At 58.9% G+C, this 14,139-nt stretch carries 13 protein-coding genes; 4 read left to right on the top strand and 9 right to left on the bottom strand.

The features are described 5' to 3' along the window. The first annotated feature begins 68 nt into the window (after positions 1 to 68). The gene (locus CK911_RS12630) at positions 69 to 1,937 is read left to right on the top strand and encodes a methyl-accepting chemotaxis protein (protein WP_068978076.1); all 1,869 of its coding nucleotides are present in this window, start codon (positions 69 to 71) and stop codon (positions 1,935 to 1,937) included. A gap of 237 nt (positions 1,938 to 2,174) precedes the next feature. On the opposite strand, the gene gltS is transcribed toward CK911_RS12630, so the two are convergent. After that, complete coding sequence (gene gltS, locus CK911_RS12625) at positions 2,175 to 3,374, bottom strand: sodium/glutamate symporter (RefSeq protein WP_098970331.1); 1,200 nt, start codon at positions 3,372 to 3,374, stop codon at positions 2,175 to 2,177. Between the two features lie 443 nt (positions 3,375 to 3,817). Between gltS and ansA the strand changes: the two genes are divergently transcribed. Then, positions 3,818 to 4,825 carry an asparaginase gene (gene ansA / locus CK911_RS12620; protein WP_068978075.1) on the top strand — a complete coding sequence of 336 codons (1,008 nt, stop codon included), beginning with the start codon at positions 3,818 to 3,820 and terminating at the stop codon, positions 4,823 to 4,825. 317 nt (positions 4,826 to 5,142) lie between these two features. Here the strand turns inward: ansA and CK911_RS12615 are convergent, their stop codons facing one another. Then, positions 5,143 to 5,451, bottom strand: coding sequence for a YeaC family protein (locus CK911_RS12615; RefSeq protein WP_098970329.1), 309 nt, complete (start codon positions 5,449 to 5,451; stop codon positions 5,143 to 5,145). Between the two features lie 456 nt (positions 5,452 to 5,907). On the opposite strand from CK911_RS12615, the gene CK911_RS12610 reads away from it, so the two are divergent. Beyond that, positions 5,908 to 6,708 (top strand): DUF2989 domain-containing protein, encoded by an 801-nt coding sequence (locus CK911_RS12610; protein WP_098970327.1) that lies wholly within the window; start codon positions 5,908 to 5,910, stop codon positions 6,706 to 6,708. 4 nt (positions 6,709 to 6,712) lie between these two features. Continuing rightward, positions 6,713 to 7,279, top strand: a complete 567-nt coding sequence (locus tag CK911_RS12605) for an NUDIX domain-containing protein (RefSeq protein WP_172954101.1) — start codon at positions 6,713 to 6,715, stop codon at positions 7,277 to 7,279. Positions 7,280 to 7,363: 84 nt separating this feature from the next. Here the strand turns inward: CK911_RS12605 and lipA are convergent, their stop codons facing one another. The 7 genes from lipA to rodA form a co-directional block, all read right to left on the bottom strand. Next, a complete protein-coding gene (gene lipA, locus CK911_RS12600; protein WP_042022800.1) occupies positions 7,364 to 8,329 on the bottom strand; it encodes a lipoyl synthase in 966 nt (321 codons plus the stop codon). Positions 8,330 to 8,427: 98 nt separating this feature from the next. Next, positions 8,428 to 9,105: a lipoyl(octanoyl) transferase LipB gene (gene lipB / locus CK911_RS12595; protein WP_098970322.1), complete on the bottom strand. Its 678-nt coding sequence runs from the start codon at positions 9,103 to 9,105 to the stop codon at positions 8,428 to 8,430. 51 nt (positions 9,106 to 9,156) lie between these two features. Further along, entirely contained in the window at positions 9,157 to 9,420 is a 264-nt protein-coding gene (gene ybeD, locus CK911_RS12590; protein WP_042022802.1) for a DUF493 family protein YbeD, read from the bottom strand. 273 nt (positions 9,421 to 9,693) lie between these two features. Then, a complete protein-coding gene (locus CK911_RS12585; protein WP_042022803.1) occupies positions 9,694 to 10,890 on the bottom strand; it encodes a D-alanyl-D-alanine carboxypeptidase family protein in 1,197 nt (398 codons plus the stop codon). A 187-nt stretch (positions 10,891 to 11,077) separates the two neighbouring features. Continuing rightward, positions 11,078 to 12,061, bottom strand: coding sequence for a septal ring lytic transglycosylase RlpA family protein (locus CK911_RS12580; RefSeq protein WP_098970320.1), 984 nt, complete (start codon positions 12,059 to 12,061; stop codon positions 11,078 to 11,080). After that, positions 12,003 to 13,001: a lytic murein transglycosylase B gene (mltB, locus tag CK911_RS12575; protein ID WP_098970318.1), complete on the bottom strand. Its 999-nt coding sequence runs from the start codon at positions 12,999 to 13,001 to the stop codon at positions 12,003 to 12,005. Before mltB ends, CK911_RS12580 begins: the two co-directional genes overlap by 59 nt. Beyond that, positions 13,001 to 14,104: a rod shape-determining protein RodA gene (gene rodA, locus CK911_RS12570; RefSeq protein WP_042022806.1), complete on the bottom strand. Its 1,104-nt coding sequence runs from the start codon at positions 14,102 to 14,104 to the stop codon at positions 13,001 to 13,003. Before rodA ends, mltB begins: the two co-directional genes overlap by 1 nt. Positions 14,105 to 14,139: the final 35 nt, after the last annotated feature.

The following is a 14,139-nucleotide window of genomic DNA, read 5'->3' as shown; positions in this document are numbered from 1 at the left end:
TTTATGCAAAGAACAACGTGGTGCTATGCACTTTGAATCATTCCTGATTTGGTCTGAAGAAAAACAGAATGAAAAATTTATCTCTCAAACAGAAGCTGCAGCTCTCTGTGGTTAGCGCACTTTTGTCGGTTATTTTCTTGCTTTCATGGCAGAGCTACAGCAGACAAAAAGAGCTGCTGCTGCAAGGTAGTCTTGAGCAAGTACAACAATTGGGTACGCTGCATGCTGAGCACATTAGCCAATGGTTGGGCATGCATCGCGATGTGATCCATACCCTTGCCAGCAAGGTTAGTCACAAGTCTTTTGAGGTGTTGCACGTGTCGCAACACGCGGGGGGATTTCAGCTGACCTTTTTTGGTGAGGAAAATGGGAAGATGAATTATTCAGACTCATCTGTGGTCAATGAAAATTACGACCCCCGGACTCGTGAATGGTACCAGAAGGCAATGAACACAAGGGGGAGGGTCACAACCAACCCCTACATGGACTTGGCTTATAACATCATGGTGATTACCTTGGCCGAGCCTACTCAAGGTGGGGTCGTCGGAGGCGACTTGTCCATCGACTCTCTGGTGGATGGCGTCACCAGAATGAAGTTGCCAGCAAATGGGTTTGCCATCATGAAGCACAAAGATGGCACGGTGATCGCCTACAAAGATGTAGCCAAGGCGATGAAACCAATCCACGAGATCGACAACGATCTGACCAATGACCTGATTGAACAGAGTAAAACCCAAAATAGCTTAATTCCCGTTTACTTCGACAATGAAGGGCGCGACAAGCTTTTCTGGGCGGTTGACATTCCGGATACCGACTGGGAACTGGTTCTGGTGCTGGATAAGTCTACTTTGGAGGCGCCACTCTCCTCCTTGTTAATGACCCAGTTTGTGCTGGCTATCGTGGTGCTGGTGATCAGTGTTTTGGCGATTTCCTGGCTGGTTGGTTCTCTGCTGGGACCACTTGTCAGAGTGTCTCAGGCGTTGATGGTTGCAGCGGATAAGGGGGATCTCACCCAGCGCGTAAAGATTGAGGCCCGGGATGAAGTCGGGTTATTGGGGAATAGTTTCAACCACTTTTTTAGTGGCCTCCATCCGTTGATTAACAGCATTCGTGGATTGGCCAGCGAATTAAGCATTGAGGCTGAGCGCAGCTTGGTGACCAATCAGGCCACTGTGGAAAAGTTGATGCATCAGCAGCAGGAGGTGACCATGGTCGCGACGGCAGTCACCGAGATGGCGAGCGCCACCATGGAGATCGCCGGCAACGCCGAGAACACGGCCGCTGCCGCCCAGCAATCAGCCCAGAGCAGTGAACAGGGCAAGATGCTGGTCAACAAGACCCGTCAGTCCATCAATGGTCTGGCTGAAGAGGTGGGACAGGCGACCGAAGTGATCGGTGAGCTGAGCCGCCACGCGCAGGCCATCACCAGCATCCTCTCCACCATTCAGGGGATTGCCGAGCAGACCAACCTGCTGGCGTTGAACGCCGCCATCGAAGCGGCCCGTGCCGGTGAGCAGGGTCGTGGTTTTGCGGTGGTCGCCGACGAGGTACGGGTGCTGTCGCGCCGTACCCAGGACTCCACCCAGCAGATCCAGTCCACCATCGAGACCCTGCAACAGACCACCGCCCGTGCGGTGAGCCTGATGCAGACCAGTCAGGGCTTGGCGGACAACAGCGTGCAGGATGCGGATCAGGCGGTGCGCGCGCTGGAAGAGATCACCAGCGCCATCTCCCTCATCTCCGACATGGCGGGCCAGATCGCCACGGCAGCCGAGGAGCAGACCCAGGTGACCGGCGAGATCACCCAGAACACCACCGCTATCAAGGATGTGAGTGACGAGATCACTGCCGCCGCCATGCGCGATCTGGATCAGGCCCACAGCCTTAAAGGCCGTGCCACCGATCTGAACCAGCAGGTGTCGACCTTTATCCTGTAAGGCACAAGTCGCCATCCTTTCCTGGCTGACATAAACAAGCCCCGCCCTCTTTCTAGTGCGGGGCTTTTTGTTGGTCGAGGGAATGCTGGGCATCGGGTGCAGTCTGGTTTGCGCGCCGGTCATCTTGGTGTCGAATAGGTGACTCGGCCCTGACAACCTCGGCTGGCGAGAAGAGCGTCGAAGCAAAGAGCCCACCGAAAGGTGGGCTCTGAACATATATGTCTGACCGGAAGGGGATTACAGGAATGGCATCGCCATAAACAGCTTGATCACCATGGCGTTGATGATGTCGATGAAGAAGGCGCCCACCATGGGCACTACCAGGAACGCCAGATGGGAGGGGCCAAAGCGCTGGGTGATGGCCTGCATATTGGCAATGGCGGTTGGCGTTGCGCCAAGACCAAAGCCGCAGTGGCCTGCCGCCAGCACGGCGGCATCGTAGTTGCTGCCCATCACCCGGAAGGTGACAAAGATAGCGTAGAGCGCCATCGCCACCGTCTGGGCGGCTAGCAAGATAAAGATGGGCAGGGCCAGACTGGCCAGATCCCACAGTTTCAGGCTCATTAGCGCCATGGCGAGGAACAGCGACAGGCTGACGTTGCCAAGCAGAGAGACCTCGCGGTCACTCACCTCATGCCAGTTCAGCAGGGTCAGGACGTTGCGCAGCAGCACGCCGACAAACAGCACACAGACGAAGATCGGCAGCTCCAGCATCCCGCCCTTGAGGGAGGCGGAGAGCAGTTCGCCGCCCTTGAGGCTGATGGCGATCAGCGCTAGGGTCTCGATCAGGCTGAAGGTGGTGAGGGGACGCTCCATATCGGGCATCTCGAAGCCCTTGGGGGCTTCATCCTTGTTGTGCTCTTCACCGGGTACTTGCACCTTTTTCACCAGGTGGCGGGCTACCGGGCCACCGATCAACCCGCCCAACACCAGACCGAAGGTGGCACAGGCGATGGCCAGTTCGGCGGCAGATTGCACCCCGTACTTCTCGGAGAAGGTGGCGCTCCAGGCCGCGCCGGTACCGTGACCGCCAGAGAGGGTGATTGACCCCGCCAGCAGTCCCATGTGGGGATCTAGGCCGAGCAGGGTCGCCAGACCCACACCCAGACTGTTCTGTACGATCAGCAGACCGGTGACCACCAGCAGGAAGGTCGCGACCGCTTTGCCGCCACGTTTCAGGCTGGCGAGATCGGCGGAGAGACCGATAGAGGCGAAAAATGCCAGCATCAGCGGGGTTTGCAGGCTGGTATCAAATTGCAGCTCCATCTGCAGGGTGGATCGCAGCAACAGCAGCACCAGCGCGACCACCAGGCCGCCGGCAACCGGTTTGGGGATGTTGAAGGTACGCAGCAGCCCGACCCGGGTGACCAGTACCCGGCCAAGCAGCAATACCAGAGTGGCAGCGACCAGCGTTGCGTAGGAATCAAGTTGTAACATTAAGTACTCCCATGTTGATTGGCTGTGCCTTTCGTTGATGAAGACTCACAGATTCAGCCGGGATAAATAGTGTGGCTCAAGCGCCAACAAAGAGGGGGAGAGTTCTCCCTGCCCCATGAAGATAGGGCCTGTGCGGGCCTGAAATACTCAGGCATCCAGATGAGATTTTAGTAAAATCCGGCGGATTGTAGCAAAAAGCATCGTTTAATTCCATCTTTGTCGTATTAATGCGCGTTTTAGTGGTTTATTGTGACATTTAACACTATGGGGGTAGAGGGCAGAAAAGCCGAAAAGGGTGCATGGAACGGCTGTCATTTGGGGCGTCAGTCTCTATAATCCGCCAGTTTCCGTGGCACGCAGAGGGTATGACGGGAGGTGGCATGGTTGTTCACCCCGACATGGCTCATGTGCCAGCGGTGTTCACTTCATCAAGAGGAGAGGGTGTGAAGAAGTCTATCTACATTGCCTACACAGGCGGCACCATTGGGATGCAGCGCTCCGATCACGGCTACGTGCCGATGGCGGGCTTTATGGAAGACTGTCTGGCGCGGATGCCCGAGTTTCACCGCCCCGAGATGCCGGATTACCATATCCACGAATATGCGCCCCTCATCGACTCCTCCGACATGACCCCGGCGGACTGGCAGCGCATCGCCGAAGACATCAAGCGCAACTACGACAAGTACGACGGCTTTGTGATCCTGCACGGCACTGACACCATGTCGTTCACCGCCTCGGCGCTCTCCTTCATGCTGGAAGATCTGCACAAGCCGGTCATCATCACCGGCTCCCAGATCCCGCTGGCCGAGCTGCGCTCCGACGGGCAGCAGAACCTGCTCAACGCCCTCTACATCGCGGCCAACTACCCGATCCACGAGGTGACGCTGTTCTTCAACAACCAGCTCTATCGCGGCAACCGCAGCAAGAAGGTGCACGCCGATGGCTTCCACGCCTTCGATTCCCCCAACTATCCGCCGCTGCTCAATGCCGGGATCGCCATCTCGCTGGAAGCGGGTGAGCTGGGCGTGCCGTCCGAGCGTCCGCTGGTGCTGCACGACATCACCCCCCAGCCCATCGGCGTGGTGACCCTCTATCCGGGCATCTCCAGCGAGGTGATCGCCAATATCCTGCAGCAGCCGGTGAAGGCGCTGATCCTGCTGTCGTTCGGGGTAGGCAATGCGCCGCAAAACCCGGCCATGCTGGCGCTGCTCTCCGAGGCCTCGGCTCGCGGCGTCATCATCGTTAACCTGAGCCAATGCTTGCACGGCAAGGTCAACATGGGGGGCTACGCCACCGGCAATGCCCTCTCCCGTGCCGGGGTGATCTCGGGTTTTGATATGACCGCCGAGGCGGCGCTGACCAAGCTGCACTTCCTACTGAGTCAGGAGTTGCCCTCCCACCGCATTCGCGAGCTGATGCAGCAATCGCTGCGCGGGGAGCTGACCCCCTGACTTGTTTCTCCCTCACCCTCACCCTCACCCTCTCCCGGCGGGAGAGGGGATAGATCGAGGTGCTGTTGGCAGCGAGGCTTGCCATGGAGATCGCCGACAGGTGACCCGCTTACTGTCCGCAGGCTGCGAGCCTGCTCCCTTCTCCCTTGGTGGGAGAAGGGCTGGGGATGAGGGGGATGAGTCACCCTGCATAGATAGGAAAAAAGAGGGGAGCCATCATGGCTCCCCTCTTTGCTATTTATCGCACTATGTTATCGAACGATGTATCGAACTATCGCTGTTCGATAGGCCGCCGCGAGGCGGGATGACGAGTTGCCTCAGTGATTGAGATTGACCCGTACTATCTCCTCTTCAACCGACTGAGGTTCATCACGAAACAGCCGCTTGAGCTCGCTCTTGCTCTTCATCACGATCTCGCCGTCGCGACCGATATTCATGTGTTCTGGCTGGTCGAGGTGTATCGCCTGCCAGGCCATCACCGCTTGCAGAGAAGTTGCCTTCTGCTCGTCGGTGAGAGGCTTGCCATCGGGCCATTTGCCCAGCTCGACCGCGGTCTTGAGCCGCTCGTACACCTCTTGTGGCATCTGCCTGATCGCTTGTTGAAACTCACTCTGTTGCAATGACATCCGGCCTCTCCTTTATCATTGTTCCTTGAACCCGGGGTCTGGCTGGCTGAGCATCAGCCATCTGTGCCATCAGCGGTCCTCAAACTCGTGGTCATACCCTATCTGTCTTGGTGCTGAATCTTGTGGTGATGCAGGCGAACCGAGTGTGCCCGAAACGGGTATCTCGTCAGTCGAAACAAACCGGCTCTGGGTTGTAGACGGCATGGTGGCGGCCTGCCCCCGGGGTTCTTGCCATGTCGGCAAGTGGTGATGGCGGGCTACCCGGAGACCGTTTATGTAAACTTGTCGCCGTAAACACAAATTCGTCGAATGCAGATCAGTGTCGGGGTGTATATTTCGTTATATTATTCTGTAATCGCGACGTGATATAGCGCGCTAATTGTAATGAATCTGTAATCAGCTTGCTAGCTTTCGACGGTCTCACAAGACACTGACTCTACCTACAAGATGTGACCCATGGCCCATTTCTCTCTGCGACAGACGCTCATCATGATCTCAGTCGGTCTTGCCGTGACGGGCTGCAATGACGACCGCATCCACAATATTTGTGGTAACAATCCCGAGCTTTGTCAGGATCTGGTGGACGATGGTTGGTGCCGCTATGAGCGTACCGATGTTATTCGTAGCCGCTTCTACCTGAAAGAGGAGGGAACGGATCGGCGCAAGTATGAGTTGATGCGTGGCCTTGAGCGCTATCTCAAGTGTGCTGAACGCTCCACCAATATCGAGTACAAGGCGGCGAAGGAGCAAAAGAGCCCCCGGGTGGAGGGGATGCTGGCCGCAGGTGATCAGCTGGCCCAGCTCGATGCGACGACTCGCAATTCGCAAGATCCCTATCTGCTGCTCTGGCACTGGACCAATAACACCAACGAGCTGGCTCGCCAGCAGTTTATGGCGCTGGAAGGCAGCAAGGCGCTGGATGAACCCGAGCTGCAACTGGCGCTTGGTGGTATCTATGCCAAGAGCAACCCCGAAAAGGCCATTGTCACCCTGCAGCGCGGCCTCTCCCTCTATCAGGAGGGGGACAAGGTCAACAGCCGTTTGCTCACCTCCCTCAGTACCCTCTATATGGGGCAAAAGCAGTATGGGCTGGCCTATCTGTGGGGCAAGGTGAGCGAGTCGTTTCAGGATGCGCCCGAGGTGTCAGCCAAGCGCTTTGCTATTTATCACTCACTGAGCAAAACGGAGCAGGATGGCTACGACGTGCGGGCTGCCGAGATCGTCGAGCAGCTCAAGCGTGGCAGCTATCGACCCTGAGGCAATGATGACCACTCTCTCTTCGGCCAGTTGCTGGCCTGACCCTTTCTCTCTCTCTTTTATGCATGGTGAGGTGCTCACTGAGGGTCGCACCCTGGAGCGCCTGACTGTGCGTGCCGTGGTGCGGCGTGATGACGAGTTGCTGCTGGTCCACTCCCGGGTTAATGGCGATCTGATGTTCCCGGGCGGCGGTATCGAGGAGGGCGAAAGCCATGCCGCAGCGCTGGCCCGTGAGCTGCTGGAAGAGTGTGGCGCCGAACTGCTGGAAGTGGGGGCCCTGCTCGGCGAGACCCGCGAGTATCGCGCTGCTCGCGAGCCGGGCTTCGATGCTTATTGTATCCGCTCGCTCTACTACTTGTGCCGGATTGGCGAGCAGCTGGTAGCCCCGCAGCCACAGCCCTACGAGATCCGCCTCGGCTTTGTGCCCGGCTGGTTTGTGCTCGACGAAGCGTTGCAGACCAACAAGACCCAGCTGGCGGGCCCCTGTCCCCAATGGACGGCCCGTGAGACCCGGGTGCTAGCCCAGCTGCAACGCTGGCATCAGCAGGGGATCTTCGGCAACGGCAGCTGAGTGCATCAAGCAGCAACAGTCAGAGATACCAACAAAAAGAGCGCCACTAGGCGCTCTTTTTGTTGCTGGCATTCGTCGTTGAGGTTATTTGACCTCTTCCCCTTTCGCCTGCAGGTCGGCGTGATAGGAGGAGCGCACGAAGGGGCCGCAGGCAGCGTGGCTAAAGCCCAGCGCCATGGCGACATCTTTCAGCTCGTCAAACTCTGCAGGCGGCACGTAGCGCTTGACCGGCAGGTGGTGGCGGCTCGGCTGCAGATACTGGCCCAGGGTCAGCATGTTGACGCCGTGCTCGCGCAGATCGGTAAGCACCTGAACGATCTCTTCGTTGGTCTCGCCCAGACCCATCATGACACCGGATTTGGTGGGGACATGGGGGTGCATCTCTTTGATGCGACGCAGCAGTTCCAGCGACCACTTGTAGTCGGCACCGGGACGGGCAACCCGATACATGCGCGGGGCGGTTTCCAGATTGTGGTTGAACACGTCCGGCGGTGTTTCACGGAACACCTCCAGCGCCTGCTCCATCCGGCCACGGAAGTCCGGGGTGAGGATTTCGATGCGGGTCTGCGGGCTGTGCTCGCGGATCTGCTTGATGCAGTCGGCAAAGTGCTGGGCACCGCCATCGCGCAGGTCGTCGCGGTCTACCGAGGTGATCACCACATATTTCAGCCCCATCTCCTTGATGGTGAGCGCCAGCTTCTGCGGCTCGTCCGGATCAAGGGCCAGCGGGCGACCGTGGGCCACGTCGCAGAAGGGGCAACGACGGGTGCATATGGCGCCCATGATCATGAAGGTGGCCGTGCCATGGTTGAAGCACTCCGCCAGATTGGGGCAGGAGGCCTCTTCACATACCGAGTGCAGCTTGTTTTTGCGCAGGGTGCTCTTGATGTGCTCGATCTTCTGGCTGGAGGGGGGCAGCTTGATCCGCATCCAGTCCGGCTTGCGCAGAATTTCTTCGCTTGGATCCGGCATGAATTTCACCGGGATCAGGGCCATCTTGTCGCCATCGCGCAGCTTGACGCCCGGCTCCATACGAACGGGTTTGCTCATGATTCACTCTCGGTGTTTGTTATTGTTTGATTGATAGCTGTCGGGTCACTTGCATATCCCCATCGCTGTGCGGCATAGCCGGGCAGCAGCGGGTTTGCTTATGATGCCTCTTCGGTATTGGTTATTGCGTCATAGCCAATCAGCTTGGCCAGTTCGGCTACCAGAATGGCTTGCGCCTCGGCCACGCTTTGCGGGCCGCCCAGGGCGCTGGTCTGGGTCATGGCCATGCCCGCATAGCCGCACGGGTTGATGTGCAGGAAGGGGGTCATGTCCATGTTGATGTTGAGAGCCAGCCCGTGGAACGAGCAGCCCTTGCGGATCCGCAGTCCCAGCGAGGCCAGTTTGGCCTCCATGCCGAGATCATTTTTCACATAGACCCCGGGGGCATCGGCCTTGGCATAGGCCTGGATATCGCTCTTGGCAAGGGTGCTGATAATGGCGGTTTCCAGTGCGGTCACCAGCTCGCGGACCGAGAATTTACAGCGACGCACATCCACCAGGACGTAGAGCACCAGCTGGCCCGGGCCATGATAGGTAATTTGACCGCCGCGATCGCTTTGCACCACCGGAATGTTGCCCGGATTGAGCAGGTGTTCGGCCTTGCCAGCCTGGCCCTGGGTGTAAACGGGATCGTGCTCGACCACCCAGAACTCGTCCGAGGTATCGCTGGTACGGTGGTCGGTGAAGACTTTCATGGCGTCCCATACCGGTTGGTAGGGGCGGCGGCCCAGATGTCTGACGATCAGTTGGGACTGGACGGGGATCCGGGATGGCATGGCTTCCTCAGCACAAAAACAGTCGCCCCGCAGAACGGGGCGAGAGAGAAGTTACAGTACGTATTTGACCAGCTCTATATCGCCGAGCGCTTTGTACATGGCTTCGATATGTTCTTTGTTCTGGGCCGTCACCGTCACGCGTACCGAGTGGTAAGTACCTTTGGCACTGGGCTGAACGGTCGGGCTGTAGGTGCCGGGAGCGTGCTGTTGCAGCACTTCTACCACTCTATGGGGCAGCGCAGGGTCGGCAATGCCGAGCACCTTGAACGGGAATTTGCAGGGAAACTCCAGCAGTTCATCAAATTTGGTATTCATTTACTCACCTTTTTCGTCATCAACGGGATGACTTCATCTTGGATAGCTAGTGGCCTATGACTCGCAAAAGCCGCCATTTCAAGTCTATATGGGCACTGCCCGGACCGGGATCAAGGCCAGCATCAGTCAGACCAGAAATGGAAGTGCTGCTTTTTACCACAAATCAGGGGAGGGCGGAACCGGCAGTTTGCAGGGTTATTCACAGTGCAGATATGACCAAGGCAGCAGCGGCGCCTGTTGGCGCCGCTGCTAGGTGACAATATTGCGCCGTGATTACTTGAACCAGCTGGTGACCAGCAGTACCAGGTAATCCCACAGACGGCTCACCAGACCACCTTCCTGCACCTCTTCCAGGGCAACCAGCGGAACCTGTTTGATCTCTTTGTCGCCCTGCTTGAGGAATACAGTACCGACGCGCTGCCCCTTGGCCAGCGGCGCTTTCAGCTCGCTATCGAGCTGGAAGTCCGCTTTCAGGTTGTTGCCCTGACCACGGGTAACCAGTACGGAAACATCCTGATCAACGCCCAGTTTCACCTCAGACTTGTCGCCCATCCAGATCTTCTGGGTGACCAGCTCGGTACCGGCTTTGTACGGGGTCAGGCTCTGGAAGAAGCGGAAACCGTAGGTGAGCAGTTTCTTGCTCTCGGCCGCACGGGACCCTTCACTGCTGGCTCCGAATACCACGGCGATCAGGCGCATGCCTTCGTTATTGGTGGCAGAAGAGACCAGGTTGTAGCCGACCTGGCTGACGTGGCCAGTCTTGATGCCATCCACTTGCAGGGATTGATCCCACAGCAGGCGGTTGCGGTTGTGCTGGGTGATGCCGTTGAACACGAAGGATTTCTGGGAGTAGACCTTGTACTCCTCCGGCAGGTCGCGGATCAGCGCCTGACCCAGACGGGCCATATCGTGAGCGGTACTGTAGTGACCTTCCGCATCCAGACCGTGCGGGTTCATGAAGTGGCTGTCGTTCATGCCGAGCTTGGCGGCCCAGCTGTTCATCAGGCTGGCGAAGGAGTCGGTGCTGCCCGCCAGGAATTCGGCCATGGCGACGCAGGCGTCGTTGCCGGACTGGATGATGATGCCTTTGTTCAGATCATCGACGGAGACCTGCTTGCCCACCTCGATAAACATCTTGGAGGAGTCGGAGTAGTTCTTGGACCAGGCGTTCTGGCTGATGGTCACCATGTCGGTGCGCTTGATGTTCCCCTTCAGCAGCTCCTGGCCGATGATGTAGGAGGTCATCATCTTGGTCAGACTGGCGGGCGGCAGACGCTCTTCGGCGTTCTGCTCGGCCAGCACCTGACCCGAGTAGTAGTCGATCAGAATATGGGCCTTGGCGGAGATTTCCGGCGCGGCGGGAACCACCATGGGCATGGCATTCGGAGTCGGTGTCGGCACCGGCGTATTGGCCTGGGCGGTAACGCTGACCAGCGAGGCCAGAAGAACTGAACGGGCAAATTTGGACATCTTGAAATTCCTGCGAGCCAGATGGGGATAAAATGCGGGCCTAACTATACCAGATGCGCCCGCAGGTTATAGCCCGACATGGCGATCAGAACTGGTTTTTTATCCATCACTCCCTGTCATCACGCCATAAAACGACGTGATGACAGTGAGTAAGCGGTTAGTCACACCCGCAGCAAAAGGGTGGTGATCAGGGCACGATAAAGGCCTGTTCCAGTCCGCCCTGACGTACTTTTTCCAGCATGTTTGCCTGCTGGTCGGCGGCCACTGGGCCAATTAGCACCCGGAAAATGGCGCCATGGGCATCGATCCGGTAGGGCACACCGTAACGCTGGGTCATCACCTTGCCCATCGCCTCGGCCCGTTCCTGTGAGCCGCTGGCCAGCACCTGGATCATCTTGCCATCGCCGCTGTTGGCGGGCGCTGCGGCCTTGGCTGACGCTGGTTTGAGAGGTGCCGCTTTGGCGGGCTTGGCGGCTGGCGCCTTGACGGGGGGGGGGGCGGCGGCGGGGGTTGCCATCGCCAGCGCAGTCGGTTCACCCAGGAAGCCATCTTGCGACAGGGTGTTGGAGGCCGCAGCGGCCGGGGTGGTCGGGGTCATCTCGATGGGCTTCATTGGCTCCATGATCACCATCTGATCCGGGGTGTCGTTGATCAGCTCCAGCCGTACCCGCGCTTCACCGCTATCGACCATCTCCAGCTGCTTGGCGGCTGCGTAGGAGAGGTCGATCAGGCGAGGGCTGTTGAACGGGCCGCGATCGTTGACCCGCACGATCGTCTCCAGCCCGTTGTCCAGATTGGTGACCCGCACATAGCTCGGGATGGGCAGGTTGCGGTGGGCGGCGCTGAACAGCGTGCTGTCCAGCACATCGCCGTTGGCGGTCTTCTGGCCATCCAGATCCGGCGACAGCCAGCTGGCGGTGCCCTCTTCGCTGTAGTGCTTGATATCGCGCCACACCTCGTTTTTCTGCTTGCCGATCCAGTAGTCCCGGTTGCCGCTGGCACTCAGGGGCTCGGGGCGCGGAATGGCGCCGGTGGCTTGCGGGATCTCGATGACGGGCGGCTTGCTGACCGGTGCTTGCGGTTCGACGGGGGCGGTCTGTTCCGGCTGGCTGCTACAGGCGGCCAGCAACAAGCTCAGGCTGAGCGGGAGGAGTTTGTGACGAAGATGCATACGCTTCCTGAATGGCTTGGCTAAGTTGATACACCGCCATCGCATAGAGTGGGCTGCGATTGTAGCGGGTGATCACATAAAAGTTATGCCGTGCGACCCAGTATTCCGGTCCATCGGCTTGGGCAAACGCCAGTAACTTGACCGGCGTCTGTGGGGCCAGCGGCGTGGCGAGCTCAATCCCTGCCGCCGCCAGTTCTGACCACTGTTGTGTTAGCTCGGGCTCAGGCCTGAGCAAGGGTTCGACTGCCATCAGCCCGATCTGGGCCGGTTCCACCACGGATTCCCCCCAGCGCCACTGGTGGCTGGCAAAATAGTTGGCCACGCTGCCGATGGCATCGACCGGGTTGGCAAACAGATCCCGCTTGCCATTGCCATCGAAATCAACAGCGTAGTGGCGGTAGCTGGAGGGCATGAACTGCCCCATCCCCATGGCTCCGGCATAGGAGCCCTTGAGGCGATCCAGCGCCCATCCTTCCTCTTTAGCCAGCAACACCAGCTGGGCAAACTCTTTGGCAAAGAAGTCGCTGCGCTCGGGGTAGTGAAACCCCAGGGTGTAGAGGCTATCGAGCACCGGATGACGGCCCATCTGGCGACCATAGAAGGTCTCTACCCCGATGATGGCCACTATGATTGATGCCGGTACCCGATAGGTCTGCTCCGCACGAGCCAGCGTCGCCGCATGTTGCTGCCAGAACTGCAGCCCATCCTGGATGCGATCCGGGGTGACGAACAGCGGCCGGTAGCGATGCCAGGGTTTGGCTTCCCACGGCTTGCTGATGGTGTCGAGCACCTCCTGGCGCAGCTGGGCGCGGGCGACTGCGGCTTGCAACTCCGCCAGTGGCACCTGTTGCTGCTCGGCGAGCAGCGCCAGCCGATCCGGCGCCACGGCGGCAGTTGCCACCGTTGTGGCGAGAGAGAGCAGCAATCCGACCCGTCTCATCAGGCCAGCAGCCTTCTGTGGGTCTGAATGGACATCAGGATGCCGAAACCGGCCATCAGGGTCACCATGGAGGTGCCACCATAGCTCACCAGCGGCAGGGGTACCCCCACCACCGGCAAGATGCCACTCACCATCCCCATGTTGACGAACACATAGACGAAGAAGGTGAGGGTGATGGCGCCCCCCAGCAGCCGCTCGAAGCTGCTCTGGGCCTGCATCGAGATATAGAGGCAGCGGCTGATGACGTAGAGATAAAGCACCAGCAACAGGGCGACCCCCACCAGACCAAACTCCTCGCTAAATACCGCGAAGATAAAGTCGGTATGGCGCTCGGGCAGGAACTCCAGCTGGGACTGGGTCCCTTGCAGCCACCCCTTGCCGAACACTCCACCGGAGCCGATGGCGATTTTGGATTGAATGATGTGATAGCCACGGCCGAGCGGGTCTTTCTCCGGGTCGATCAGCATCATCACCCGCTGGCGCTGGTAATCGTGCATCAGGAAGAACCAGAGTACCGGCATAAAGGCCACGATCAGCATGACCGCCAGCCCGATCAGCCACCAGCTGAGCCCCGCCAGGAAGATGACGAAGAAGCCGGAGGCCGCCACCAGAATGGACGTACCGAGATCGGGCTGGGCGGCGATCAGCAGGGTGGGCAGCAGCACCATCACCAGGGCGATCACCACATGGCTGAACTTGGGGGGCAGCGAGTGGCGGCTGAGCCAGGCGGCCACCATGATCGGCATGGAGAGCTTCATTACCTCGGAGGGCTGGAACTTCATAAAGCCCAGATCAAGCCAGCGCTGGGCCCCCTTGCCGATATGGCCGAACACATCCACCGCAATCAGCATCAGCACTACCACGGCGAACAGCGGCACCGACCAGCGGGCATACAGGGACGGTGGCAACTGGGCCATGCCAATCATCAGGGCAAAGGCGAGGCCGCCCCGTACCAGCTGGCGCACGATGGAGTCGAGATCCTGACCGGAGGCGGAGTAAAGCACCACCATGGAGAGCGTCATCACGGCCAGCAGACCGAGAAACAGCGGCAGATCGATATGCATCTTGTACCAGATGCTTTGCTGCCGAGCGGAATTACTCATGGGAAATAACCTTGTGCTGAATTGACGGCACCCCT

The sequence above is a fragment of the Aeromonas sp. CU5 genome (assembly GCF_002586745.1).
GTDB lineage: Bacteria > Pseudomonadota > Gammaproteobacteria > Enterobacterales > Aeromonadaceae > Aeromonas > Aeromonas sobria.
The sequence above is the reverse complement of the archived record's forward strand: the minus strand, read 5'-3'. Positions and strand labels throughout refer to the sequence as shown.

What these genes read in the sequence shown, in the direction of transcription:
- CK911_RS12580 (WP_098970320.1), bottom strand. Translation starts at nt 12,061, where the DNA reads ATGCATCTTCGTCACAAACTCCTCCCGCTCAGCCTGAGCTTGTTGCTG.
- ybeD (WP_042022802.1), bottom strand. Translation starts at nt 9,420, where the DNA reads ATGAATACCAAATTTGATGAACTGCTGGAGTTTCCCTGCAAATTCCCG.
- CK911_RS12585 (WP_042022803.1), bottom strand. Translation starts at nt 10,890, where the DNA reads ATGTCCAAATTTGCCCGTTCAGTTCTTCTGGCCTCGCTGGTCAGCGTT.
- lipB (WP_098970322.1), bottom strand. Translation starts at nt 9,105, where the DNA reads ATGCCATCCCGGATCCCCGTCCAGTCCCAACTGATCGTCAGACATCTG.
- lipA (WP_042022800.1), bottom strand. Translation starts at nt 8,329, where the DNA reads ATGAGCAAACCCGTTCGTATGGAGCCGGGCGTCAAGCTGCGCGATGGC.
- CK911_RS12610 (WP_098970327.1), top strand. Translation starts at nt 5,908, where the DNA reads ATGGCCCATTTCTCTCTGCGACAGACGCTCATCATGATCTCAGTCGGT.
- gltS (WP_098970331.1), bottom strand. Translation starts at nt 3,374, where the DNA reads ATGTTACAACTTGATTCCTACGCAACGCTGGTCGCTGCCACTCTGGTA.
- CK911_RS12615 (WP_098970329.1), bottom strand. Translation starts at nt 5,451, where the DNA reads ATGTCATTGCAACAGAGTGAGTTTCAACAAGCGATCAGGCAGATGCCA.
- mltB (WP_098970318.1), bottom strand. Translation starts at nt 13,001, where the DNA reads ATGAGACGGGTCGGATTGCTGCTCTCTCTCGCCACAACGGTGGCAACT.
- CK911_RS12630 (WP_068978076.1), top strand. Translation starts at nt 69, where the DNA reads ATGAAAAATTTATCTCTCAAACAGAAGCTGCAGCTCTCTGTGGTTAGC.
- rodA (WP_042022806.1), bottom strand. Translation starts at nt 14,104, where the DNA reads ATGAGTAATTCCGCTCGGCAGCAAAGCATCTGGTACAAGATGCATATC.
- CK911_RS12605 (WP_172954101.1), top strand. Translation starts at nt 6,713, where the DNA reads ATGATGACCACTCTCTCTTCGGCCAGTTGCTGGCCTGACCCTTTCTCT.